Annotated in this window: 23 protein-coding genes and 2 pseudogenes; 17 read left to right on the top strand and 8 right to left on the bottom strand. The window is 41.7% G+C overall.

What is annotated here, in order from left to right:
- Positions 1-246: 246 nt before the first annotated feature.
- A complete protein-coding gene (locus QUF78_RS24075) occupies positions 247-891 on the top strand; it encodes an SDR family oxidoreductase (protein WP_289314685.1) in 645 nt (214 codons plus the stop codon).
- A gap of 43 nt (positions 892-934) precedes the next feature.
- On the opposite strand, the pseudogene QUF78_RS24070 reads toward QUF78_RS24075, so the two are convergent.
- Positions 935-1,496 (bottom strand): annotated as a pseudogene (locus QUF78_RS24070) (maltose acetyltransferase domain-containing protein).
- 356 nt (positions 1,497-1,852) lie between these two features.
- On the opposite strand from QUF78_RS24070, the gene brnQ reads away from it, so the two are divergent.
- From brnQ to QUF78_RS24050, 4 genes are all read left to right on the top strand, one after another.
- A complete protein-coding gene (gene brnQ, locus QUF78_RS24065; protein WP_289326681.1) occupies positions 1,853-3,184 on the top strand; it encodes a branched-chain amino acid transport system II carrier protein in 1,332 nt (443 codons plus the stop codon).
- 531 nt (positions 3,185-3,715) lie between these two features.
- On the top strand, positions 3,716-4,582 hold the full coding sequence (locus QUF78_RS24060) for an ATP-binding protein (RefSeq protein ID WP_289326680.1): 867 nt from the start codon (positions 3,716-3,718) through the stop codon (positions 4,580-4,582).
- A 15-nt stretch (positions 4,583-4,597) separates the two neighbouring features.
- Positions 4,598-6,514: a vWA domain-containing protein gene (locus QUF78_RS24055; protein ID WP_289314688.1), complete on the top strand. Its 1,917-nt coding sequence runs from the start codon at positions 4,598-4,600 to the stop codon at positions 6,512-6,514.
- Positions 6,515-6,697: 183 nt separating this feature from the next.
- Entirely contained in the window at positions 6,698-7,393 is a 696-nt protein-coding gene (locus tag QUF78_RS24050) for a hypothetical protein (protein ID WP_289326679.1), read from the top strand.
- A 51-nt stretch (positions 7,394-7,444) separates the two neighbouring features.
- Here QUF78_RS24050 and QUF78_RS24045 read toward each other — a convergent pair whose 3' ends face one another.
- The gene (locus tag QUF78_RS24045) at positions 7,445-7,564 is read right to left on the bottom strand and encodes a DUF4023 family protein (protein ID WP_061465287.1); all 120 of its coding nucleotides are present in this window, start codon (positions 7,562-7,564) and stop codon (positions 7,445-7,447) included.
- Positions 7,565-7,738: 174 nt separating this feature from the next.
- On the opposite strand from QUF78_RS24045, the gene QUF78_RS24040 reads away from it, so the two are divergent.
- Positions 7,739-8,482 (top strand): SDR family oxidoreductase, encoded by a 744-nt coding sequence (locus QUF78_RS24040; RefSeq protein ID WP_289326678.1) that lies wholly within the window; start codon positions 7,739-7,741, stop codon positions 8,480-8,482.
- A gap of 65 nt (positions 8,483-8,547) precedes the next feature.
- Here the strand turns inward: QUF78_RS24040 and QUF78_RS24035 are convergent, their stop codons facing one another.
- Entirely contained in the window at positions 8,548-9,147 is a 600-nt protein-coding gene (locus QUF78_RS24035) for a Na+/H+ antiporter NhaC family protein (protein ID WP_353957926.1), read from the bottom strand.
- 741 nt (positions 9,148-9,888) lie between these two features.
- Between QUF78_RS24035 and QUF78_RS24030 the strand changes: the two genes are divergently transcribed.
- From QUF78_RS24030 to eutC, 7 genes and pseudogenes are all read left to right on the top strand, one after another.
- Complete coding sequence (locus tag QUF78_RS24030; RefSeq protein ID WP_289314690.1) at positions 9,889-10,218, top strand: hypothetical protein; 330 nt, start codon at positions 9,889-9,891, stop codon at positions 10,216-10,218.
- 163 nt (positions 10,219-10,381) lie between these two features.
- Positions 10,382-11,761, top strand: a complete 1,380-nt coding sequence (locus QUF78_RS24025) for a sensor histidine kinase (RefSeq protein WP_289326677.1) — start codon at positions 10,382-10,384, stop codon at positions 11,759-11,761.
- Positions 11,762-11,770: 9 nt separating this feature from the next.
- Positions 11,771-12,355 carry an ANTAR domain-containing response regulator gene (locus tag QUF78_RS24020; RefSeq protein WP_289326676.1) on the top strand — a complete coding sequence of 195 codons (585 nt, stop codon included), beginning with the start codon at positions 11,771-11,773 and terminating at the stop codon, positions 12,353-12,355.
- A gap of 146 nt (positions 12,356-12,501) precedes the next feature.
- Positions 12,502-13,773 (top strand): ethanolamine utilization protein EutH, encoded by a 1,272-nt coding sequence (gene eutH, locus QUF78_RS24015; RefSeq protein WP_289326675.1) that lies wholly within the window; start codon positions 12,502-12,504, stop codon positions 13,771-13,773.
- Between the two features lie 18 nt (positions 13,774-13,791).
- Positions 13,792-15,198 (top strand): ethanolamine ammonia-lyase reactivating factor EutA, encoded by a 1,407-nt coding sequence (locus QUF78_RS24010; protein WP_289326674.1) that lies wholly within the window; start codon positions 13,792-13,794, stop codon positions 15,196-15,198.
- An 18-nt stretch (positions 15,199-15,216) separates the two neighbouring features.
- A complete protein-coding gene (locus tag QUF78_RS24005) occupies positions 15,217-16,581 on the top strand; it encodes an ethanolamine ammonia-lyase subunit EutB (RefSeq protein WP_289326673.1) in 1,365 nt (454 codons plus the stop codon).
- Positions 16,582-16,613: 32 nt separating this feature from the next.
- Positions 16,614-17,339: pseudogene (gene eutC, locus QUF78_RS24000) on the top strand (ethanolamine ammonia-lyase subunit EutC); the annotation flags it as partial.
- Positions 17,340-17,660: 321 nt separating this feature from the next.
- Here the strand turns inward: eutC and QUF78_RS23995 are convergent.
- Positions 17,661-18,386, bottom strand: a complete 726-nt coding sequence (locus QUF78_RS23995) for a DUF4261 domain-containing protein (protein ID WP_289326672.1) — start codon at positions 18,384-18,386, stop codon at positions 17,661-17,663.
- A 262-nt stretch (positions 18,387-18,648) separates the two neighbouring features.
- Here QUF78_RS23995 and QUF78_RS23990 point away from each other — a divergent pair, with 262 nt between their 5' ends.
- The gene (locus tag QUF78_RS23990; RefSeq protein WP_289314697.1) at positions 18,649-19,368 is read left to right on the top strand and encodes a YebC/PmpR family DNA-binding transcriptional regulator; all 720 of its coding nucleotides are present in this window, start codon (positions 18,649-18,651) and stop codon (positions 19,366-19,368) included.
- Between the two features lie 98 nt (positions 19,369-19,466).
- On the opposite strand, the gene QUF78_RS23985 is transcribed toward QUF78_RS23990, so the two are convergent.
- Positions 19,467-20,873, bottom strand: coding sequence for a polysaccharide deacetylase family protein (locus QUF78_RS23985; RefSeq protein ID WP_289326671.1), 1,407 nt, complete (start codon positions 20,871-20,873; stop codon positions 19,467-19,469).
- 185 nt (positions 20,874-21,058) lie between these two features.
- Between QUF78_RS23985 and QUF78_RS23980 the strand changes: the two genes are divergently transcribed.
- The gene (locus QUF78_RS23980; RefSeq protein WP_289326670.1) at positions 21,059-21,574 is read left to right on the top strand and encodes an RNA polymerase sigma factor SigV; all 516 of its coding nucleotides are present in this window, start codon (positions 21,059-21,061) and stop codon (positions 21,572-21,574) included.
- On the top strand, positions 21,559-22,428 hold the full coding sequence (gene rsiV, locus QUF78_RS23975) for an anti-sigma-V factor RsiV (RefSeq protein ID WP_289326669.1): 870 nt from the start codon (positions 21,559-21,561) through the stop codon (positions 22,426-22,428). The genes QUF78_RS23980 and rsiV overlap by 16 nt, the downstream gene beginning before the upstream one ends.
- Before the next feature lie 107 nt (positions 22,429-22,535).
- On the opposite strand, the gene QUF78_RS23970 is transcribed toward rsiV, so the two are convergent.
- Entirely contained in the window at positions 22,536-22,760 is a 225-nt protein-coding gene (locus tag QUF78_RS23970) for a hypothetical protein (protein ID WP_289314701.1), read from the bottom strand.
- Between the two features lie 333 nt (positions 22,761-23,093).
- Here QUF78_RS23970 and QUF78_RS23965 point away from each other — a divergent pair, with 333 nt between their 5' ends.
- Positions 23,094-24,584: a peptide MFS transporter gene (locus QUF78_RS23965; protein WP_289326668.1), complete on the top strand. Its 1,491-nt coding sequence runs from the start codon at positions 23,094-23,096 to the stop codon at positions 24,582-24,584.
- Here the strand turns inward: QUF78_RS23965 and arfA are convergent.
- Positions 24,581-24,802, bottom strand: coding sequence for an alternative ribosome rescue factor ArfA (gene arfA / locus QUF78_RS23960; protein ID WP_289326667.1), 222 nt, complete (start codon positions 24,800-24,802; stop codon positions 24,581-24,583). The two genes, QUF78_RS23965 and arfA, sit on opposite strands and share 4 nt — an antisense overlap.
- Positions 24,803-24,823: 21 nt before the next feature.
- Positions 24,824-25,096, bottom strand: a complete 273-nt coding sequence (locus QUF78_RS23955; RefSeq protein ID WP_289326666.1) for a YesK family protein — start codon at positions 25,094-25,096, stop codon at positions 24,824-24,826.
- Positions 25,097-25,146 lie beyond the last annotated feature (50 nt).

The following is a 25,146-nucleotide window of genomic DNA, read 5'->3' as shown; positions in this document are numbered from 1 at the left end:
CAAAGTATCGCCTCCAATACTAGGCTTTGCATGAGACGCTGCAGAAGGTGGCATTAACATTCTTATTGCCATCTTTACACCTCCCTTTTGTGTCCTAGAAGAACACGTACTGTCATTATTATAAAATATATAAGGGTGGTTGCCAAACTTTTTCCAATGTATGGCGGGCTGATTGTTTGATAATGATCTAAGTACATGAAATAATTTGAAATGAAATCAAACTAACCATTATGGGAGCTGACTTTCATGAAAGTATTCGTAGTTGGGGCAAATGGGCAGATCGGTAAACATCTGGTGGATTTATTAAAAGATAGTCCGGATCATACTGTACGGGCAATGATTCGCAAAGAGGATCAAAGGAAGCATTTTGAGAAAAACGGAATTGAAGCTGCAGTCGTCAGTTTAACGGGAACAGTGGATGAGATTGCGAATGCGGCAAAAGGCTGTGATGCCATCGTGTTTACAGCAGGGTCCGGAGGAAGCACTGGCGCTGATCAAACGCTGTTGATTGATCTGGATGGTGCAGTTAAAACGATTGAAGCGGCAGAAAACTTGGGAATCAACCGATTCATAATGGTGAGTGCTTTTCAGGCCAATAATCGCGAAAACTGGAATGAAGCCATCAAACCGTATTATGTGGCCAAGCACTATGCGGATAGGGCATTGTTACAAAGCGATTTGAATTATACCATCATTCGGCCTGGCGGTCTGGTTAATGAACCGGGAACGGGCAAAGTGACCGCCGCCGAAGAATTGGAAAGAGGTTCGATTGCCCGTGAAGATGTAGCTCGAACTATTCTTGCTTCTTTAACTGAAGAAAATACCTACAAGCGTTCATTTGATTTAATCTCTGGTGATACTGCAATCGCGGAAGCATTAAGGAAAATATAACGAAAAAAAGGAGGCAGAGCCACTCAGCGTAGAGTGAGCTCTGCTATTTAATTCCCTCAATATGCTTGATGACCCTCGCTGGGTTTCCACCGACAACAACGCCTTCAGGAACATCCTTTGTTATGACGGCCCCTGAAGCGACCACGGAATGACTCCCTATTGTAACGCCAGGATTGATGATGGCCCTTCCGCCAATCCATACATGATCCCCAATCGTAACCGGTTTTCCGTATTCCACTCCAGAACTGCGTTCGAAGGGATTCAGCGGATGTGTGGCCGTATAGATATGCACTCCGGGAGCCAACATGCAGTCCTTGCCAATCTTCACTTCACAAACATCCAAAATGACACAATCTAAATTAGCATAAAAGTTTTCCCCGACAGAAATATTGTATCCATAGTCACAATGGAAAGTGGGTTCAATACATTTAGTCCAGTGGAACCTAAAAGCTGTTTTAGCAGTGCCCTTCGTTCATTCCCTTCGCTTTCCGTTGTCTGATTGTATAACCGGTCAACTTTCTAGCATTTTCCCTATCTCTTATTAATTCCGGATCAGCGGCCATATAAGGTTCCCCGCTCACCATCTTTTCTTTTTCAGTATTCATGTTTACTCCTCCTATTTTTTTGGTTTTTATATAGTTTATTTAAATATCTGAATATTAAAACATTTTTCCTGCAAAATAAATTGCAGAACATTTTACTCAAATTTTCTGTTGAATCTGAATGCCTCTCTCATTTTTATAAAAAGAAGTAAGAAAAGAAAGATTTTTCCGAATAATGAGTGAAATAGCTTTGACAAACTTTCCGCCGGATTTTATAGTAAGGAGAGTTATCAATAATCAATAGTTTCATGAAGGTGCATTTTAATAGATAAGTAGAATGGACCGAGGCTCATTTCACTTTTTTATCGAATGGACAACTCTTTTCTTCGTTAAGATAATCAAATAATGGAGGGCTCAATATGTCACAGAAAGCACCACTTTCTTTTATCGTTGTAACAGGATTAATGCTTTTTGCTTTATTTTTTGGTGCAGGAAACTTAATTTTCCCTGCCATGCTCGGTCAATCCGCTGGGACCAATTTATGGTCGGCTAGTTTAGGATTCATCATTACTGGTGTTGGATTGCCATTCATTACAATATTGGCATTTGGTTTTTCGGGAAAAAATGATGTTCAATCGCTTGCAAGCAGGGCACACCCGTTATTCGGCATCATTTTCACAGTCGTTCTTTATTTATCTTTGGGACCGCTTTTCGCGCTTCCGAGAACGGGAAGTGTCTCTTACGAAATAGGGATTAAACCTTTCCTTTCCAATGACGTCGGTTTTTTACCATTGCTGGTATTCACGATCATATACTTTGGAATTGCCTGTTTATTATCCATCAATCCATCCAAAATGCTGGATATCGTCGGAAAAATATTAACACCGTTATTATTGATTTTCATCGGGATTCTCATTGTGGTCGCAATTATTAACCCAATGGGTGAAATCCAGTTACCAGCGGCAGATTATTCAGATAATTCTTTCTTCAAGGGATTTAAAGAAGGATATTTGACCATGGATACGCTGGCCGGATTTGCATTTGGTATCATTGTCATCAACGCGATCAAAGACAGGGGGATCACTTCAAGAAAAGAAGTGTTAGGCTTCTGTATGAAAGCTGGCTTGATAGCTGCAACCTTGTTGGTGATCGTGTATACGGCATTGACTTATGTCGGGGCAACAAGTGTGGAAAAACTAGGTCAACTGGGTAATGGCGGAGACGTTTTGGCTCAAGCCTCGAATCATTTTTTCGGATCGGCTGGTGCCGTGTTGTTAGGGTTGATCGTGATCGCAGCATGCCTGACGACAAGCATTGGGTTGATAACGGCTTGTTCTGCGTATTTCAATAAAATACTGCCTGCTGTATCGTATAAATCATTTGTCGTCATCTTCTCCATTTTTAGTGCGGCTGTTGCAAATGTAGGTTTGACAAAGCTCATTTCAATTACAGTGCCTGTGTTAACCGCACTTTATCCCGTGGCGATCGTTTTGATCGTTCTGACGTTCTTCCATTCCCTTTTCAAAGGGAAATCGGAGGTATACTTAGGAAGCTTATTATTAACGGCCATCATCAGCATAATGGATGGAGTAGTGGCATCAGGCATTAAATTGGATGCTGTTTCGAACTTTTTCACCCAATACCTTCCACTATATAGTGTTGGGGTAGGATGGGTGATTCCTGCCATCATCGGCGGTGTATTGGGCTATATGATATACCTGATGAAAGGGGACCCTGAGGAAGCTTTTTAAGGGTCATCAGAATGAACTTCGAATAACGTTGATTTCCTCTCCAGGCACTCGCTTTCCGCGGGCGGTCCGGGAGCCTCCTCGGCGCTCTTTGCGCCTGTGGGGTCTCCCTTGGACGCGCTTTTCCCGCAGGAGTCTCGTACCTTCCGTTCCAATCAACTGGATTGTTTTTTTAAGAAAAAACTGTAGTCTGGTTTTATCCCGAACCTTGATTAAGACAAGGTTACACTTTGATTTTTTTATTATTTTATAATCCTTATTGGATTGAAGAAATTTGCGACACTCCTGCCGAATAACTGGCTTGCCGAGACCCCACAGGCGCTTGCTTTGATGTGGCTTGGCAGACAGTCTGCGGAAAGGGAGCGGATTTCTGAAATCAACTGGAACGTCTTTTAAATAAAAAACTGCAGGCAAACACACTTTTCTTCTAGTTTGTCACAGTCTGGGAGCTGTCTTGATGACAGCTCTTTTTCTTAGTGTTTGTTTTTAATGGGAAAGAGCCTTAAAATGTTCAGAAAGGGGTGTAGGAACACAATGATCAATCGACTACCAATAGAAATAGCAAATATATTAGAAGCTAATAAAAAAAATCCTGCTCAATACGAGGAATTGATCAGGAGCGGCGGATATCTGCCTCCCGAGATGGAGTTGATGGTAGATGCCATCACTGCCTTAAGCATGGGGAAGAATATCCTTTTGAAGGGTCCGACAGGGGCAGGAAAGACAAAGTTTGCCGAGACATTATCGAATTTATTCAACCAGCCAATGTTCAGTGTCAACTGCTCAGTCGACTTGGATGCCGAAAGTTTATTGGGCTTCAAGACGTTGGCTTATAAAGAGGAAAAACAGGTGATAGAATTCGTACCCGGACCTGTGACCAATTCAATGAATCACGGTCATTTCCTATATATAGATGAAATCAATATGGCAAAACCGGAAACACTGCCGCTAATCAATGGGGTGCTTGATTACAGAAGGACGATAACGAATCCGTTCACGAATGAAGTCATCACTGCAAAAGATGGCTTTAATGTGATTGCTGCAATCAATGAAGGGTATGTCGGTACAGTGCCGCTGAATGAAGCGCTGAAAAATAGGTTTGTCGTAATCGAAGTTCCCTATATCGAAGGGGAGCAGTTAAAGCAATTGATAGAAACCAATACAAAGTTGAAGGACCCAAGAAGTATTGAATTGTTCGTTAAACTGTCGAGTGATTTGATAAATGCCGTGAATCAAGGGAAGGTCGCTGAAGATGCGGCATCGATCAGGGCTTTGCTTGATGCTTGCGATCTGAGTGTATTGATCCCGCCGAAACGGGCGATTCTTCGTTCCATTGTGGATAAGTTGGACGAGGAGCGGGAGCGTGAGTTTGTGAAGAACTTGGCTGACACATTATTCTAACTAGGAGAATGCCTCATGAAGTATATCCGGTTTAATGATTCAATAATTGATACGGCCCTTTTTTTACAGCTTCAGGATCTCTCGACTGTCTTATCCGGCATTTCTGAGCTGGAATTCGAATATAATTATGGTTCCTTCATTGATCTGATCGAGAATAAGGTCACAGCCAGCCATTTTTGGGAAAATGGCAATAAGGAAGTGAAGGAAGCGGGACTGAAAACGGACGTGCTCCTTAGGACGATAGGTACGCTGCATCATTCAACAATCCAGAGCATGAAGGAGTACCAGGACATCATCGGGGAAAGTTCGCTTCCGAAGTTTGCAGCCCAATTATTCGCTATAATGGAAGATTTGCGATTGGAAGAATTGGTGAAGAAAGAAAGGCCAGGCACGAAAAAATGGTTTTCGGTAAGGGGAGCTTACCTTAAACAATATTTCGAAAGCCAATTAGCAACGAATGTCACAAGAAGTTTTGCGCTGGATGAATTATATTGCCTCATCTATTTACTGCTTCAATCCGACCGGCCGGATCCGATTTTTCCCAGAGCCAATGTACGGCAGCTGGAAGAGCTGGAGAAAATCAAACCGTTCATCCATTCTGTCTTTGAAGCCACTAAAACCAGTGATATCACGAGGATTTGCGAGCAAATCGTTTTTCGTGTGAACGATGGATACGAGGATACGATCAATGAATATTTCATCTTCCCCATTGCAAATGTGGAAAAGTATAAGGCAAATACCTTATTTGATGAACTGACTAGAAATGATGAACTGGTTAACGATGATACAGAAGAGGTAGACGAAGAAAAAAGTGAGTTCATCGATGAGAAATTCTCAACTTGGCATCGGGAGAATAAGAACGGCGAGAGTAATTCGACTTTCCTTCAATTTGAATTGGAGCAGGGAACGAAAACAAGTCTGATGGGCGGCGGTGCCCGAGAAGCGGAAGATGCCGACCAAGCGCTGGCTTCGATCCAGGGTTCATCAGGGGAAAGTAAACAAAAGGAATACAATCAGCAGGAAACGCTGGAGAAGAAACAAACCAATATGGGCAAAAGTGGTGAACATCCATTTGGTGAAGAAAATAAAGACGTCGTCCAAGTAATCAAGGAAGCAAAAATACCAACACTTTCGGAGGAGAAACGCTACCGTGAGTTTGTTGCGGATATTGAACCGTTTAAGAGGAAACTTTCCAGTACAATTGAAAAGACACTGGAAAATAAAAAGAATGCACCAAGAAAAGATTTGGTTTTTGGTCGTTTATCGAAGAAATTACTGCCGCTTGTACTTGAAGAAAATCCAAGGGTCTTTTATAAAAAGAACCAGGATTCAAATGAATTGGATGCCGTATTCACATTGCTTATCGATTGCTCGGCCTCCATGCATAACAAAATGGATGAAACGAAACGAGGGGTCGTCCTGTTTCATGAAGTGCTGAAAAAATTAAGGATTCCCCATTCGATCGTGGGATTTTGGGAAGATGCGAATGAAGTGAGAGAAGGATATCAGCCGAATTACTTCCATGTGATCCAGTCGCATTCCGATTCTTTTTATCTGAACTCAGGAGCGAAAATCATGCAGCTTGAACCGGAGGAAGACAACCGGGACGGATACAGCATCAGGGTGGCCACAATGGAATTGGAAAAAAGGCGCGAAAAAAACCGTTTCTTGCTCGTATTTTCCGATGGTGAGCCGGCAGCAAGCGATTATGATCAAAATGGAATTGTCGATACACATCTTGCCGTATCGGAAGCCAGGAAAAAAGGCATAGAAGTCATAGGCCTGTTTTTAGCGGATGGAGGCGTCGATGAAAGTGAAGAATTGACGATGAAAAACATCTATGGCAAAGAACGGCTAATGATTCCGAGTGTAGCTGAATTGCCAGAGCAGTTTACACCGCTGTTAAAAAAGCTACTGCTGAAGACCATTTAAGAATTAGGTGTATATAGGGAAAAAACGCAGTAGGATTCTCATTTGGATCTTACTGTGTTTTTTTTGTTTCATATCAGTTATTCGCAGTAAGTGAATATATTGATGAGAAGCTTGAAAAGAAAAAAGGATGCGATTCTTTTGGCGGAATTAGGGTAAACCATAAATGAGGAAGTGATCGTGTTGATGAATTTACTGTTTATGTTACTTTACTTTATAATCATTGTTCTTGTTATTGAAATATCGGTTACCTTGCTGAAATTGACTGGATTAAAAAGCACAGTAGCCAGATTTCAGGTTATCTCCATGCTGACAGGTACTGGTTTTACAACTGATGAGTCAAAATCCATTATTGATCATCCCGTTCGCAGGAAAATAAGCATGTTTTTAATATTATTTGGTGCTTTCTCACTTGCTGTCATTATTTCATCGATCAGTACATTGCTTACAGATGACCTACGCTTGATGGAGTTAAGCATCATTATTGGTGTATTGGTGGTCTTAACCATTTTTGTGAAGACGCCATTCCTGAATAATAGAATATCGAATAAGTTGAAAAGTGAAATGTATAATCATTATGAATTATGGGAGCACCCGATAGAGGAGGTCCTATTTTTAGAAGATGATGACGTGGTCATGGAGATTGATATTTATGAGGACTCTGAATTCATAGATGTCAAAGCGTTTGATGTCATATCGCATGGAGCGGACATCAATATTTTATTTATTGAAAGCGGAGAAGTGAAAATCAGGAAAGAGTTATCTGAGTATAAAATTAAATTAGGGGATAACCTCTTTTTATATGGAAATAAAAAAGAGATAGAAGACACATTTTCAAAAGAAATCGAAGTGATGAAGAAGAAAAAAAGTACATCGGGGTGAAAAAATCCCTGCCTTGAAATAAGGCGGGGATTTTTTGAATTGCGGTCTTCATTAATGTTTTTTATTCGGTAATTTCTGAGCGGGATTACCGTTACCTTGACGGCGAAAATTGCCTTCTTCCTTTTTCTGCTGCTCTTGAATGCTTTCGACAAATTCCTTTGAACTTTTCATGGAATGAACCTCCTCCGTTATTTTCTTCTTTACTATAACCAGAAGAGGTGAAATTCATGAGTAGGGAAGTTATGCTGACTACCTTATAAAGAGGGGAAGGTGGTAATATTTGGACTATGGGGATTCTTTCATGAACTGGAACCACCTTATCATGAAAAGAAAGAAGGGAAATGAATGGAAAATCGGTTGGATGGAAAAGTTGCAGTGGTCACAGGTTCATCAAGGGGAATTGGTCGCGCCATAGCGGAACAGCTTGCAGAATTGGGTGCAAAAGTGGTGATCAACTATTCAGGCAGTGCGCAGAAGGCATATGAAGCAGTGGAAAGGATTAAGGAGAAGGGCGGGGAAGCCGTCGCCATCAAAGCCGATATTAGCCAAGTTTCCCATATTGAATATCTCTTCGAAGAAACGGTCCAGGCGTTTGGGAAAATCGATATTTTAGTGAACAATGCCGGACTGATGATAAATAAACCACTTTCCGAAGCAACGGAAGAAGACTTTGATAAACAATTTGCAGTGAACGTGAAGGGGACATTCTTCGCTTGCCAACAAGCCTTAAAATATATGGAGGTCGATGGCAGGATCGTCAATATATCAACCTCTGTAATAGGCCAGATGTTTCCTTCGTATAGCATGTATGCAGGTACAAAAGGGGTAGTTGAACAGTTCACAAGACATTTGTCTAAAGAGTTCGGGCCAAAACGGATTACGATCAAAGCAATTGCTCCAGGTCCGGTCAACACAGAGTTGTTTAATGTAGGGAAATCGGAGCAGCAAATTGAAGGGATGAAAAAAATGAATGCCTTCGGACGTTTAGGTGAAAAGGATGACATTGCCAATGTGGTTTCGTTTTTGGTAGGTGAACAAGCGCAGTGGGTTACGGGTCAGACGATTAGGGTAAATGGAGGATTCATTTAATGTAATTCAACTAAAGCAACGTAATAATCGTTGCTTTAGTATTTTGTAATATCATTAATTTGCATTTAACCATTCCAGTGAATTGTTTGAGCGATGACCAAGAAAGCGCCCGATAAGAGGAACCAGATAAAAAACAAGGGTAGGTAAAAGCGCACCCATTTTTGCCAGGCGACTCCTGCTAAGGCAAGGGTGGCCATGGAATATCCAGATGTTGGATATAATATATTGCCGATTCCATCTGCCAGCTGATAAGCTAACACGGCTGTTTGTCTTGTAACGCCGATGATGTCGGCCAATGGAGCCATGATGGGCATGGTAACTAAAGCCTGACCGCTGCCGGAGGGGATTAAAAGACTACATAACATTTGTACAATAAACATGCCAAGGGCGCTAAATACAGCGGGAAAGTCGCCGACAAGATTGCCGAGACTATGAACGATCGTGTCCATTACTTGACCATCCTCCATAACAACAGCGACAGCTCTTGCAATACCTACTATCATGGCACCTACCAAAACTTCTCGAAATCCGTCATTAAATCCTTCGCAAATTTCCGTTAAATTTAACCCGGCAACTAAACCGACAACGATTCCCATGATTATGAAGAGTCCTGCCATTTCCAACATAAACCAACCCTTTGCTAAAACGCCATATACGTGTCTCAAATTTGGGAATTTGAATTTCAAAAATGAAACGCCATGATGCGATTCAGATGATTTAATTAAATTATAAAAAAACCACGTAGCGTGTTTTGGGTTTTTGATTTGGAGGGATTATATGAGAAAAATTTTAGTAGTTTTAGTTGGTTTTTTAATATGCTTAACGGTTATTCCAATGAAGGGGAGAAAGCATTAGATTATTCGACCGAGGATTTATTTGGAACTTTTGATTATAATAATATTGATCGCCAATATTATTCACCGAAGAACCTAAAGTTGAGTATAGAGAGTTAATGCAACCAACTAACGGTAAACTATCGTCTCGGTCTAGTATAGGATGGAAGGATCATACAAAAGTTTCAAGCTGGACAGAAAAGAGTAAAGTGTTTTTACGTTGGCATCCAGCTTTTTCTGGAAAAAATTACAATAAAAGTTATTATAATTTTTCTAATTCAAGTTCCTCGATTTCTGTAGCTTTAGGAGGGACATATGGAAGTGTTTCAGTTTCATATAGTCCCAAAGGTTCCGGGTACTCAATTAAAGCGAATCCAAAAAAATGGAGTAGACCTGCCATCTATGGAGATTTAATTGCTACCAGATATCAAGTAAAATCATATACAGGCGCTGGAAAACTAATAAGCACAACTTATGTAACGTACTATCATACAACAAAAACATATATAAAAATTTTATATTAGTATAAAGGGCTGAGGTGAAATTATTTTCAAAAAATCTTCATTTTTTTTAGTGGCAATACTATTAGTTGTTGGTTTTGTTAGCAGTGATAAATTGGGATTATTCGAAGATGTACCACCTTCAATTGTTTGGGAAGGGCAATCTTACAGAATTACTGATGAACCTGTTGAAGTTCAAGATATAGGGAATGAAGTAGGAGAAGTTATTCGAAAGATTAGTAGCAATAGCACTCCTAATGCGGATGGAGAATCTAATGTTTTAGAAAAGGGAACAAAAATCTTCGAATCTAAAATACAATTTGAGGATAAAAATTATAAAGAGTTAGTTCTTCAAATAAATAATAAAGAGTATATAAAAGCGTATCCAATGTTAGGATTATAATAGCAAGGAAAAAATGTTCTCTTAAAAAAGAGGACATTTTTTCCTTGCTATCTAATGTCAGGATATATAACATTTGAATATTTTGAATATTGACAAAAATAGGGGCGGTATCTATAATAATCAATAATAATATCCATGAATAAACGTTATTGGGGTTTTGCCTATGGAACGGACAACTACAACTGCTGTCCGAGAATTATGTGAGATGCATACTCACCTACTGGACAAGGATATTCAAATTCTTGAAAACCTATCAACGAATTTATCGTTGATAGCCAATTTGAATAAAGCGAATGTCTTTATTGATTGTCCGGTGCGTGAAGGGAAGCATGCCATAGTCGTGGCAGAGGCAAGCGCATATTCCGTAAAATCGGTTTATGATCATCCGGTTGTCGGGAAATTTGCCTATGAGGCCTTCGAGCCGGCAGTATTTTATGTATTGCGCACCGGAAAGGAGATGTTCGTGAATCGGGCATTGACTCAAGAGGGAGCAATGGTTCAGCAAAGTGTCGTTCCGGTCAAGGGAGAATACAATCGGGTCATAGCCGTTTTGATCATGGAAAAGGTGATTCAGGAAGAACCTGAAACTTCAAATCAGTTTGAAAGGCAAGATCAACAAAATTCCTTAGTTCCTGAATTCATCGAAGAGTCCATTTTCCTAATCAATAACCAGAACCGACTTGTTTATATGAATCCTGCTGCCATTAATCTAGTAACGGAAATTGGTTTGAGGGACTGTGTCTTGGGGGACTCCATTTTCGATTGTTTTCCTGACTTTGCCGATGTTCTTGCTTCAAAAGAAGAGATTTTAATGAAAGAAATTAATATTGGTAAAAAGACTTTCCAAATTAAGAAATTCCATTTAGGCAACAAGAATTCCGATGAAACATTCATCATCATCCGGGATCTGACTGAACTGCGGGATAAAGAGAGAGAGCTGATTAGCAAGTCAGTAGCCATTCGTGAAATTCATCATAGGGTGAAGAATAATTTGCAGACTGTTGCCAGTTTACTTCGGCTGCAAATGAGGATAGGGGCCCCTGAAGAAAGCAAGCCCCATTTATTGGTCAGTTTGAACCGGGTGTTAAGCATATCGTCGGTTTATGAAATCATTTTGGCAAGCAGCCATGCGGATCACGTGGATTTACTGGAGCTTATTAAGAAAATAGGCGATATGATCGTTTATACGGAGGATCATACCCGTAACGTCCTAAGCATTGAATATACGGGTGAGCTTCATTCCATTGATTCCGACATTGGCATTTCCGTCGCGCTGGTGGTGAATGAGCTGATTCATAATTGTGTGAAGCACGCTTTCATGGAAGGTACGGAAGGGAAGATTACCGTATGCTTTCAAAAGGATGGTTCTGAATTGGAGATTCAAGTAAGAGATGATGGCATCGGCTATTCGCCGGCAGTGAAACCTTCTTTGGGGCTGGACATCATCCGCATGACGGTGGAAAATGATTTGGATGGGGAGTTTTCGATTCGTCGGATTAAAGAAGGTACCCTGGCTTCTGTGAGATTTCCATACAAGAGGTAGGTGGGAGAAGTGGTCAAGAGGATTTTGGTCGTGGAGGATGAATCGATCGTTCTGCTTGATATAACGATTATGCTCAAGGATGCAGGCTACGATGTGGTTGGACATGCACGTGACGGCGAGAAGGCAGTTGAATTGGCACATGCTTTACAGCCGGATCTCGTTTTGATGGATATAAAAATGCCTAAAATGAATGGACTCAAGGCTAGCGAAGTGATATCCAATACCTTTCAGATACCGGTCCTGCTTTTAACTGCATTCAGCCAGCGTGAATATATCGACGAGGCGAAACGGGCGAATATCGTCGGATATCTTGTAAAGCCAATAACGGAGGCGAATTTGATTCCGGCAGTGGAGATTGCTTTACTGCAAGCGGCCAATGCAAAAAAGTATCAGGAACGAAATGCTCAATTGGATGAAACGCTCACAAATCGTAAAGTCATTGAAAAGGCAAAAGGAATTATCATGAAAAGGAAGAAAGTAACGGAAGAAACCGCTTACAAAAAGCTGAGAAGGCTGAGTATGGATAAGCAGCTTTCCATGGAGACAGTGGCACGCATGATCATTTCAAATGATCAAAAACAAGTAAATAGATGAAGCAATGGCGCTTTGATGGACCAAATTGGTTATAGGTAGGCAATTCTACTGAAAAACCTAAGTTTGGGCTATAAGAGGCGTCTTTTTTTATACCCTTTTTTAAAAGTCGATAGGCCAAATCAAATCGGAATTCAGGGGGAATATGTATGGAGATGGTAGGAAAATTCGTTATTTATATCATTATGGTGTGTGCTGTTGTTGGTGCTTTTGCATCGATTAAAGACAGTGAGCGAGGGTTGGGCAAGCAATTCATGGAAGGTTTGCATACCGTGGGCCATATATTCATCCCGGCGGCTGGAATCATGGCCTCAATCCCATATTTATCATGGTTCATCGATACAGTATGCGGTCCGGTTTTCGCTGCAATTGGTGCAGATCCCGCCCTTGCTGCAACCACGATTTTGGCAACGGATATGGGGGGCTACCAATTGGCTGCCGAGCTCCAGGAATCATATGAAGGTTGGATCATGGCGATGATTGTCGGATTCATGTCTGGAGCAACGATTGTATTCTCGATTCCAATGGGACTTGCCATGTTAGAGAAGCGTGATCATAAATACATGGCTCTTGGTGTCATGTCAGGAATCCTGACGATTCCGATTGGCGCTTTCATCTCAAGCGTGCTAGTGGTGGCAACGAATTCGAAAATCCGCGAAGTTATTTCCACGAATGCGGATTCTACATACGAATTCGCGTTGAGCTATTTGAAAATTGCCCTGAATCTTTCCCCCCTTCTCATTTTTGTGGTATTGCTTGCGTTAGGTCTTTATTTCCTGCCGGATTTGATGATCAAAGGTTTCATGTGGTTTGGGAAAATACTGGATGCCGCGATTAAACTCGTACTTGTGTTTTCAATCGTGGAAATTTTCACCGGACTGTTTTCCAATGTATTTGGTGCTTGGGGATTCCATCCGATCATGGCCGATAAGGCAGACCAGTTCCGTGCCCTGGAAACGGCGGGGTATATCGGAATCATGCTGGCAGGTGCTTTTCCAATGATTTACCTGATTCAAAAGTATGCAGGCAAGCCGCTTGAAGCGATGGGCGGGAAAATCGGATTGAGCAAAGCGGGGAGTGCAGGGATATTAGCCACGGTAGCCAATATATTGGCGATGTTCAAACTTGTTAAAGATATGCCGCCGAAGGATAAGGTCATAAACATTTCCTTCGCTGTGTGTGCGGCCTTCCTATTAGGCGATCATTTATCTTTCACAGCCAACTTTCAGCCATCCTTAATATTACCGATCATTGTAGGCAAGCTATCTGCCGGTGTTATTGGAATCGGTCTTGCTTACTGGCTGTCCGTTCCGAAAGCTTTGGAATTGGAGGAAAAGGATCGTGCAGCAGGAGTTATCGGCATAAATGAATATAAAGGTGAAAACAAGGAAGAAGATGGAAATGAAATCCGAGTGGTGTAAAACTGAGGTGGAATTCTAATGAATGAACAGGTGGAACGAATCATCAGTGCAGGAATTGATATTGGCACCAGTACGACGAAACTTGTTATCAGCGAGCTTTCGCTTAGGAATGTGGCGGGTGGCGGACAGGTGCCAAAAATCGAAATTACCGATAAGAAAATTCTGTATCGAAGTCCCATTTTCAGGACCCCGCTTTTATCCGATACGGTAATTGATATACCTGCCGTTCAAAGAATGGTGGAAAGTGAATATCATCAAGCCGGAATCATGATGGAAAACATACAAACAGGGGCTGTCATCATCACAGGGGAAACGGCAACCAAACAAAATGCAGAAGAAATGGTACACCAGTTATCCAAAGCGGCAGGGGAATTCCTTGTAGCGGCAGCCGGTCCGGATTTGGAGGGAATCATTGCCGCCAAGGGATCCGGTGCCTATCAACATTCCATTGAGACAGGAAAGACAATTGCGAACATAGACATTGGCGGGGGAACGGCGAATATTGCCGTATACCGTTCTGGCATGCTTTGCGGAACTTGCACACTGCATATAGGAGGCCGTTTGGTTGAATGGGAGGGAGCGGAGGTGAAGGTTGCTCCTTCAATAGGAAAATGGCTGAAATCAAAGGGGTATTCTCCTTTGAATGGTGATGGGGCAATCATCGCAAATGAAATGTCGAAGGTGCTTTTGCGGTTTCTGGCTGGTTCATACACAAACGAAGATAAACTCCTTTTAGTGGGCAAGGAGCCATCGTGGACAGGACGAATAGATGGGTTAATGTTCTCGGGCGGGGTCAGTGATTGCATTTATCATGAAGAACGGAAGGACAAAAGCTTCCGGGATATCGGCATGATGCTTGCAACCTCTATAAAGGAAAATGAAGGATTGGCTGCATGGGAGTGGGAACAGCCCGTTGAAACGGTTCGGGCGACTGTCCTTGGAGCAGGCGCACATACAACTGAAATCAGCGGTGCTACCATCGAGGTGAATGATTCCCATCTGCCAATTCGTAATATCCCAGTCTATCGGCTCGATTTTCAAGGCGTGCTGGATGATGGAGCCGAGAGAATGAAACAAGCTGTTCAGGATGCGATCACGATATACGATCCCCAGCATGAAGGCCTTAATTTTGCCTTTTATTTAACGAATTTGCCTTATCTATCATTTCGGGACATTCAGCAGCTCGCAGTCGTTTTTACCGAGGCTTTGAAGCAAAAACCGAATCAGCAGCAGCCTCTGATCATTGTCATGGATAGTGATTATGGGAAGGTGCTTGGTCAAACATTTCTAGCGAATCAACCAGATCTGCCGGTCATCTGCATTGATCAGACACAAGTGGAACATGGTGATTATTTAGATATAGGAAGGCTGCTGCGTACAGGGGTCGTTCCGGTTGTCGTAAAAACGCTAACCTTTCACAGTTAGAAAAAGGAGGATTACACGATGAAATTATCCACTCAATACTTTGGGGAAATCCATCAATTCAAATCGTTGAAAGAAGTCTTGGCCAAAGCGAATGAAGAGAAATCAGGAGATAGGCTTGCGGGAATTGCAGCAGAATCGGTCCAAGAACGGATTGCGGCGAAAGCGGTGCTTAGCGAATTGACTTTGGCAGACATTAGGAACTATCCCTTACTCTCCCCGGAAGAGGATGAAGTGTCACGGGTGATAGATGGTCTCATCAATGGAACCATCTATCAATCTGTGAAGAATTGGAGCGTTGCCGAGCTGCGTGAATATATTTTAAGTGACGAAACGACGGGAGAGGATTTAAAGCGAATAAGCAGGGGGTTGAATAGTGAAATGATTGCTGCTGCCGCCAAGCTGATGTCGAACCTCGACCTCATTCATGCAGCCAATAAAATTGAAGTGCTCACCAAGAATAATAGCACGATCGGATATAAAGGAACGCTTGCCTCGCGCCTTCAGCCTAACCACCCGACAGACAATGTGGATGGCATGCTCGCTTCTTTAAAAGAAGGCCTCTCCTATGGAATCGGGGATGCACTCATTGGAATCAACCCTGTCGATGATTCAGTCGAAAGCGTAAAGCGGCTGCTTCATGCGACACAGGATGTCATCCAGAAGTGGAACATCCCGACCCAAAATTGTGTGCTTGCGCATGTGACCACACAAATTAAGGCCGTACAGCAGGGGGCACCTGCTGATATGATCTTTCAAAGCATAGCCGGAACCGAAACGGCCAATCGTTCTTTTGGAATTAATGTTCAATTGCTCGAAGAAGCCAATGAGGTGGCAAAGGCCTATGGGACCGGAACAGGTCCACAGCATCTTTATTTTGAAACGGGGCAAGGCTCCGAGTTATCGGCGGAAGCGCATTTCGGAATCGATCAGGTGACGCTTGAAGCGAGGAACTATGGATTTGCCCGCTATTTTGATCCGTACATTGTCAATACGGTCGTCGGATTCATCGGACCTGAATATTTATATAACAGCAAGCAGGTAATCCGCGCCGGGTTAGAAGATCATTTCATGGGAAAAATGCATGGACTGCCGATGGGAGTCGATATTTGCTACACGAATCATATGAAGGCGGATCAAAATGATATCGAGGACTTGGGTGTACTTTTAACTGCGGCTGGCGTGAATTTCATCATCGCAACTCCGATGGGGGATGACTGCATGTTAAACTATCAGTCTTTGAGTTACCACGATATAGCGACTTTGAGGCAAACGATGGATAAGCGGCCTGCCCCCTTATATGAAGTTTGGGTGGAGAAGATGGGGATTATGGAAAACGGCAAGTTAACGAAGCGTGCAGGTGATCCAACGATATTTAACCATTAGGAGTGGATGATATGGGAATGAATAATAAGGAAGATTTGGATGCTTTGATGGCGAAAACCCCTGCGCGGATAGGGGTAGGCAGATCGGGAACACGGCCGAAAACGGATTCTTGGCTGAAATTCCGTTTTGACCATGCAGCAGCTGTTGATGCTGTATATGGTGAGGTCAGTGAAATTCTGTTGAAACGCTTGGATTTATTCAAGGTGAAAACGAAGGCCGATGATAAGGAAGTCTATCTGCGGCGTCCGGATTACGGCAGGAAGCTTTCGGATGAAGCAAAGCGGGTGATAGAAGCCAAATGCATTAAGGCCCCTACGGTTCAGATCATCATATCCGATGGCTTAAGTGCCAAGGCGATCGAAGAAAATATGGAGGACGTCTATTTATCTTTCAAACAATCCTTGGCAGTGGCAAAACTGGATACAGGTACCCCTTTTTATATTGAAAAGGGCCGGGTTGCCGTGATGGATGATATCGGTGAAATCCTTGGACCTGAGGTCATTGTCCTGTTAATCGGTGAACGGCCTGGTCTCGTCAGTGCTGAATCATTGAGCGCTTATATTTGCTATAAACCTCGCTTGGGCACAATTGAAGCAGAGCGGATGGTCATTTCCAACATCCATAAAGGCGGGATTCCACCCGTTGAAGCTGGAGCACATCTTGGCACGGTCATTCAAAAGATCCTCAAATACAAAGCGAGCGGCATGTCCCTCGTGAAGAAAGAACATGACGAAGAAAAGCGTGAAAAACTCAGTTGAAAAAATAAAAATGGAGGAGCGAATTACTCCTCAGAGTTTGTCGGTAAAAGTGGGGAGATATGGTCTCATCCCGAACCAAGATTTTAAAACAAGACTAGATTATCCTTAAAGTTTTTTTATTGTAATCCTTATTGGATAGAAGAAATTTGCGACACTCCTGCCGAAAAACTGGCTAGCCGAGACCCTGCTAGATGCTTGCGGCGAGGAAGCTTGGCAGACAGTCGGCGGAAAGGGAGCAGATTTCTGAAATCAATAAAAAAACTGTAGGCAAACTCGCTTTATTCGAATTTGTCTACAGTTTGGGAGGAGCGAATTGCCCCACTATTTACTTGTCCCTAAATTCCACAATCCAAATGGGTTATAGAAGGGATGGTCTTCTTCGTATCTAAAGTCCTGAAGGCCCGTCAATATGAAGTCAGGTGCGTCTTTTTGTATGCTAAAGGTTTCGCCATTCTTAAAGAGAGGCTGTTCACCTACATGGTAATAATTGAATGTGTTAAGTAGAGCAGCCGCCTCTTTCGGACTCATTGTGTTAAGTGTCACGGCATCCGGAAGACCAAAAGCTTTCATTCCGAAAGAACAATAATAATCCTCTTCACCGATGATCGTGACAAAATGAGCATATACCGAGAGAATATCGGGGCTATGATGAAGTTGTTGCCAATCTTCCTTTGAATGGGCAATGCCAGCTGTTTCTATTTTCACTGCCATTCCGCCTGCCCTAAGGATTGCTGCACCGGCATCGATCAAATCTGAAACATTTCCAACATTGGATATATCAGCAATTATATAAACGGTAAAGGTATGGTCATTGATTTCCGCTAATAAACTCTCTGGAAAGGCGCCTTTACTGGCGTAGGAAAAGGTCTCTGTTAAAGTGGGTTCATAATCCTGGATCTCCGCCTGAAAAGTTATGTTCTTATCCTTGTTATGAAAAATATTCCCGGCTAACAGATACCCTTCGCTTTGGGAGGCTACCGTTTGAATCAATTCTGTCCGGTCCTTCCACTTTCCGGGTATCCCGATGATGATTTGGTTTTCCGTCATGAATCATCTCTCCTTTCCAATCACTTCATACTATACCACTCTTGATGTATTCCGTAGTATTTTATAATATATGGCGCCAAACCGTCGATTTAATGCCAGTGGTTGATGTGCAGACTTTTTCAAATTTATACAATTGATGTATAATATAATCTAGTAAACGTACTGTCTATCTTTAAAGGAATTCTCTTAATGGGTTTTCTCTTAGAGCAGTATCTTAATAATCAATTCGTATATATTCAATGATGAAAGAGAGTGGAATATAATGGGTCGTAAGTGGAATAACATTAAAGAAAAAAAAGCGTCAAAAGATGCAAATACAAGTCGGATTTATGCTAAGTTCGGACGGGAAATATATGTAGTGGCGAAACAAGGTGAACCAGATCCAGAATCCAATCAGGCATTAAGGGTCGTACTTGAGCGTGCGAAAACGTACAATGTTCCGAGAGCGATCATTGACCGTGCGATTGAAAAGGCCAAAGGCGGTTCAGAAGAAAGCTATGACGAACTTCGTTATGAAGGATTCGGTCCAAATGGTTCAATGGTCATCGTGGATGCATTGACAAATAACGTGAACCGGACGGCATCTGATGTACGTGCCGCGTTTGGGAAAAATGGCGGGAATATGGGTGTCAGCGGATCTGTTGCTTATATGTTCGACGCAACGGCTGTAATCGGGATTGAAGGTAAAACGGCTGATGATGTGCTTGAACTGCTCATGGAAGCGGATGTTGATGTACGTGACATCATTGAAGAAGAAGAATCGGTCATCGTTTATGCTGAACCTGAACAATTCCATGCTGTGCAACAAGCATTCAAGGATGCAGGAATCACCGATTTTACCGTGGCAGAGTTGACTATGCTTGCACAAAATGACCTTACCCTGCCAGAAGATGCACAAGCACAATTCGAAAAAATGATTGATGCATTGGAAGATTTGGAAGATGTTCAACAAGTTTATCATAATGTAGACCTTGGTGAATGAGAAAACAAGCAGACCTTTGCTTTATGATCAAAGGTCTGCTTATTTTATTTGAATGCAAAGAGCCTGTTTCGAATGACGAAACAGGCTCTTTCTTTTGATTATTCATTTATGGTGATTCCGGAAAGTTCACGATCTTTTTTTACCTTTTCCAATTCCGAAATTGTGACCAGTTGATAACCTTGGTCATGCAGTTGTTTGATGATTTTTCCTGCAGCCTGGGCGCTAGTTTGATAGATATCATGCATTAATATGATTCTGCCATCTTTGGCTTTGCTCATCACTTTGTTTACGATTTTCTTTTCATTGCGTTCTTTCCAATCTTCTGGATCGACATCCCAAAGTGAGACTTTCATATCCTCCATGTGTTCACGCACATTATTGTTAATCGCTCCATATGGGGGACGGACGAGATTTGGCTCAGTACCTGTAGCTTTTTCTACAGCGTCTTGGGTCTTTTCGATTTGATCTTCGATTTTGTTCTTGCTTAAGCGCGTCAGCTGCGGATGATCCCATGAATGGTTGCCGATCTCATTTCCTTGCTGCAGCATTTTTTGCAGAACTTCCGGATAGTGCTGTACGCGGCTTCCAAGCACGAAAAACGTCGCGTGTCCATCATACTTTTTCAGGTTTTCAAGAATGGACATGGTATAACTTGGATGCGGCCCGTCATCGAACGTCAAGGCAATGACCTTTTTTGAAGGGTCGATCCATTCCTTTTGCACGGGCAGTTTGGCGACGATATGTTTCGGCTGCCATTCCTTTACACGATCCTCATTCAAATCTTGACTTTGATATGAATCTAGCAAACTATCTTTAAAAAGATCCTTCTTGATGGCTATTGTATGGGTCTTAGTTGAATCATCAGTCTTAACGTAGAATATGAGCGTATTTTTCAAGACTGAAAAAGAATTGAAGTTGGCTGCCTTCAGTTTGTTTTCCTTTTTAATGAGACTGTTTGAAATGCCTTCTTCTTCCTTCTGCGTTAACTCTTCAAAAACAATATCGGATAAAACGGATAAATAATCAGTATCCGTGGCAAAGATGTCTTCTATAGAGAGCTTTTGCTGAGATGGAATATCATAAGTGAAGATCTGGGTTCCAGACTGTTTCTTTCCTTCCACTTGCTCATATTTATCGAAGGAAATCGTAATGGTCTGTTTGCTGAAATGGAGGATCGTATAGGTGAGGTTAAGCTCGGAAGCTTTTCCGTCGGATGCTTTCCATTTCTTTTCATAATTCTTAATTTCTTTCTTTATGTAAGCTTCTAGCTGCTTGTCGATCTTTTCTAAATGCAGAACAGGCCTGCTGGCTGAATACCCGCCTTTCGTATTATCTTTCACATACGTTTGAATATCGGCTTCTGGGTAATTTTTATCAGTTGTATAGGCCGAAACGGTTCTTTTCTTATCAAAAGCAAGGCTTTTAATGGCTAACCCCATCGTTCCCACTGCAGCTGTTAGACAAAATAGAAAAATAAAGACTTTTTTATAATTTAATTTCCTCATGATGCACTCCACCTCGATAATCATTCTACTATATAGACGCGCCAAAAGCCTTAAAAGTTTGTAAATATTTTCATTTTTTTATATAAAAATATTTCCTTGATCAATTTCAAACTTTTATGGCTGCACGAACGTCTATCCTTTGTACCTAGGATACGTAATTTAAATGTAAGGAGCTCTATCATGCAATGAAAAATCTAGATATGAATCAATTAATAACGGACCGGATAACCGAACGGCAGGAAAATTTGTACAGACTTGCTTTTTACTATGTCAAAAATCAAGAGGATGCGCTTGATATCGTGCAGGAATCGATCAGGAAAGCGCTGGCCTCCAGCAGCAAAATAAAAGACGCTGCTTCTATAGATAGTTGGTTATATAAGATCATCGTCCGAACGGCAATTGATGTTTTGCGAAAGAAAAAGAAGCTGACCGTCGCCGATGACGAAACAATAGAGTACTTACGCAGCGGTGAGGAAGATCACTATGCTGATCTGGATTTGCAAAAGGCCCTTGAAGGACTTTCGGTCAAGTATAAAACGGTAGTCGTCCTTCGTTTCTTTGAGGACCTGAAGTTGGAAGAGATAGCGGAAGTGCTGGAAGAGAACGTAAGCACGATTAAAACGAGATTATATAAAGCGCTGCAACTATTGCGGATCAACATGACTGAACGGGAGGAAACGAAAAGATGGAAAAAAAATTAAAAGATCTACGGGAAGAGTATCTTAAAACACCGATCCCAAAGGAATTGAAAGATGTCGTTCAAGCCGCCTTGAATGAAAGGCCAAGGAAGAAGCCAAGGGTTGGCAGGAATATCCTGGTGTCAGCGGCTGCAGCGCTTCTGATTGTGACAGCTTCCGTAAACATCAGTCCGGCAGTGGCGAAAGCCATGAGTGATATTCCAATAGTCGATAAGGTCATTGATGTGATCACCTTCGTCGAATGGAAAGAAGAAGCGAATAATTCCTCGGCAGTAATCAAAACACCTGCTATATCCGGTCTGGAGAATAAACAGCTTGAAAATAGCTTGAATGATAAATACTTATCGGAAAGCAAGCAGCTCTATAAGGAATTCTCGGATTCCATGTCAAAACTGAAGGAAGGCGAAAAGGGTAATATCTCGGTGGAAAGCGGGTATGAGATATTGACGGATAATGAAACGATCTTATCCGTACGGCGTTATACGGATAAGATCCAGGCTTCCAGTTCTACAGAAAGTCAATTCGATACAGTCGACAAGAAAAACGAAGTGCTTTTAACGTTAAATAGCTTATTTAAAGATGATCGTTATCTCCAGGTGATCAGTGAGAACATAAAGGAACAGATGAAGCGGCAGATGGCTGAAGATCCGGAAAAGATATATTGGGTCGAAGATGATGATTTTACTGCTTTTAAAGGCATAGATGAAAACCAAAACTTTTATATAAACGAAGATGGCAAGCTAGTCATCGCCTTTAACAGCTATGAAGCTGCCCCGGGATATATGGGGGCCGTCGAGTTCATAATCCCGACAAAGGTGCTAACAGATCTTCTTGTGGGCAATCAATATATCCATTAAAACGAACTTATTTGTAAGGTGCATTAATCATTCTTATGACGGGCGGGATGGTTTTAAAACGGGGACCTCACAATGCCCACTAAAAAGGACGAACCAACGTTACTTGATTACAGTAACCTTGGCTCGTCCCTTTTTTCATCGAATTTCATCTGATCCAGTTCCAGCCTCATTTTTTCCGTCTCCATAAGAAAGTTTGCATGTTTAAGTTTTTCAAGTTCCAATTCATCTTTGAGCATGTTGTGTTTGGTTTTTGACTGTTTTTCGAAATGGGTTGTCAGTATGCCGAGTATAGGGATGGAAAAAATCATCACGACGGTTATGATACCGAGCATTATTGTGCCTCCTCATTTTTGTGTTATTTCTATTATACGGTGTCTATAACGGTTTTGGTTGGGGATTTGCGTTTTCCTTTTTGGACTTTCATTTAATTGGTAAATTATTACTAATGAGGTATTAAACGTAATATCATTCGTGAAGTTAGGGCAATATATCATTGATGGTGTTTCCTATTGGATGGTGTTTTTTTCCGGAGGATTCGCAGTGTTACTTGCAGGGTGAAATGCCATTATTATTTACTTTGAAATTAATTATTTAAATATACTAAATATTTGTTTACAATAGAGAAAATAAAATGTTATTATACAATAATAAAAGGAGGACTGGGTATGGCAACGATAAATAAACAGAAAATTGTGGATAGTGTACCTCAAAAAGGTTTTTTTGGAAACCCAAAAGGACTATTTACCCTTTTCTTTACTGAGTTCTGGGAGCGTTTCTCCTATTATGGCATGAGAGCCATTCTTGTTTACTATATGTATTATGAAGTTTCTAAAGGGGGACTAGGACTTGATGAAACCACAGCCCTTTCCCTTGTATCCATTTACGGATCTTTAGTTTATATGTCCGGTATAATTGGCGGATGGCTTGCCGATAGGATTTTCGGGACCTCAAAAGCCGTATTATACGGTGGTATCTTGATCATGCTCGGGCATATTGTCCTTGCTGTACCAGGCAATCTCTCCATGTTCTTTGTTTCCATGGTACTCATTGTTCTAGGTACTGGTTTATTAAAACCGAATGTTTCCAGCATTGTCGGTGAAATTTACGCGGAAAACGACGAACGCCGGGATTCCGGTTTCAGTATATTCTATATGGGTATCAACATGGGTGCATTCCTTTCACCACTCATTGTTGGTTCAGTCATGAACTACAGCTTTCACCTTGGGTTCGGCATAGCCGCAATTGGTATGTTAATTGGACTCATCGTCTTTGTTGCAACAAAGAAAAAGAACCTGGGTCTGGCTGGAACTCTTCCTGCTAACCCATTATCACAGAATGAAAAGAAAAAAGTATTCACTAAATTGGGGATAGCTGCACTTATCATAGCTGCCATTATCGGCATCACTGCCACTAAAGGCATCTTAACGATTAAAACCTTCATTAATCTTGTAGGTATCCTAGGGATCGTTATTCCGACCCTTTATTTCTTTTTCATGTATCGCAGCCCTAAAACGACTTCTGTTGAACGTTCACGCTTGATTGCCTATATTCCTTTGTTTATAGCAGCTGTCATGTTCTGGGCGATTCAAGAGCAAGGTGCAACAATATTGGCAAACTATGCAGATAAAAGGACACAGTTGAATTTTGCTGGAATAGAAATAAACCCGGCATGGTTCCAATCTTTGAACCCTTTGTTCATCATTACCCTTGCACCAGTATTCGCATGGTTATGGATTAAACTAGGAAAGCGTCAGCCGACCATTCCTCAAAAATTCTCAATAGGTTTACTGTTCGCCGGTTTATCATTCCTGGTTATCCTGCTTCCTGTTTATTTCGGTGGATCAGACGCATTAGTCAATCCACTATGGCTTGTACTAAGCTATTTCCTTGTAGTACTTGGAGAGCTTTGCTTATCGCCAGTTGGACTTTCTGCCACTACCAAATTGGCTCCAGCTGCATTCTCGGCACAAACGATGAGCCTGTGGTTCCTGGCAAGTGCAGCAGCACAAGCACTGAACGCACAAATCGTTAGATTCTACACACCTCAAACCGAAATGGCTTATTTTGGAGTGATCGGTGTTGCTTCAATCGTCCTTGGACTGGCCCTGATGGCCTTATCACCAAAGATTCAAGGTTACATGAAAGGCATTCGCTAACACTTAGCAAGCATTAAAAGAAATAAGCTAATATGAAAAAAAGAGCATCCTTTATAGGATTGCTCTTTTTTTCGGTTGTAAGAACCCTTTCCTTTTTTGTTTTTAATAATACGGGTGGAGGGGTCAAACGCCCAACGCATTCGGCTATTTGTCATTTCACCAATGGTTTTTTTATTGGTTTTAATCGTTTTAGTGCTTGTATATATTCCTGTTTTCATAGATTATCCGAACTAAATGGACTAGCTTTGCACACCTTTGTTTTTACTCGCAATTATTGAAGCCACAATTGCAAAGGGAAGTAAAAAGAAAGCCAGTATTCCATATCCAGCTCCTTCAAACCCTCTGATGTTCACAAAACCAATGTAAAACAAAATAATTGACGCTATAACGGTTAATACGCCTGGTAAAAGCCTTGCAAATAAAGATAAATGTAATTTCCTAAACCACCACGCCAAAAGTATTACTAACATCCCAGGGACACAAGCAACCAGGAGGGGAAATCCCAACATCATTTTGTAACCTCCTTAAAATTACCTAGAGTGGAAATTCGAATTTCATCAAA

Source organism: Peribacillus sp. ACCC06369 (genome assembly GCF_030348945.1).
Taxonomy (GTDB): Bacteria; Bacillota; Bacilli; order Bacillales; family DSM-1321; genus Peribacillus.
This window is presented reverse-complemented; position numbering and strand designations above follow the sequence as displayed.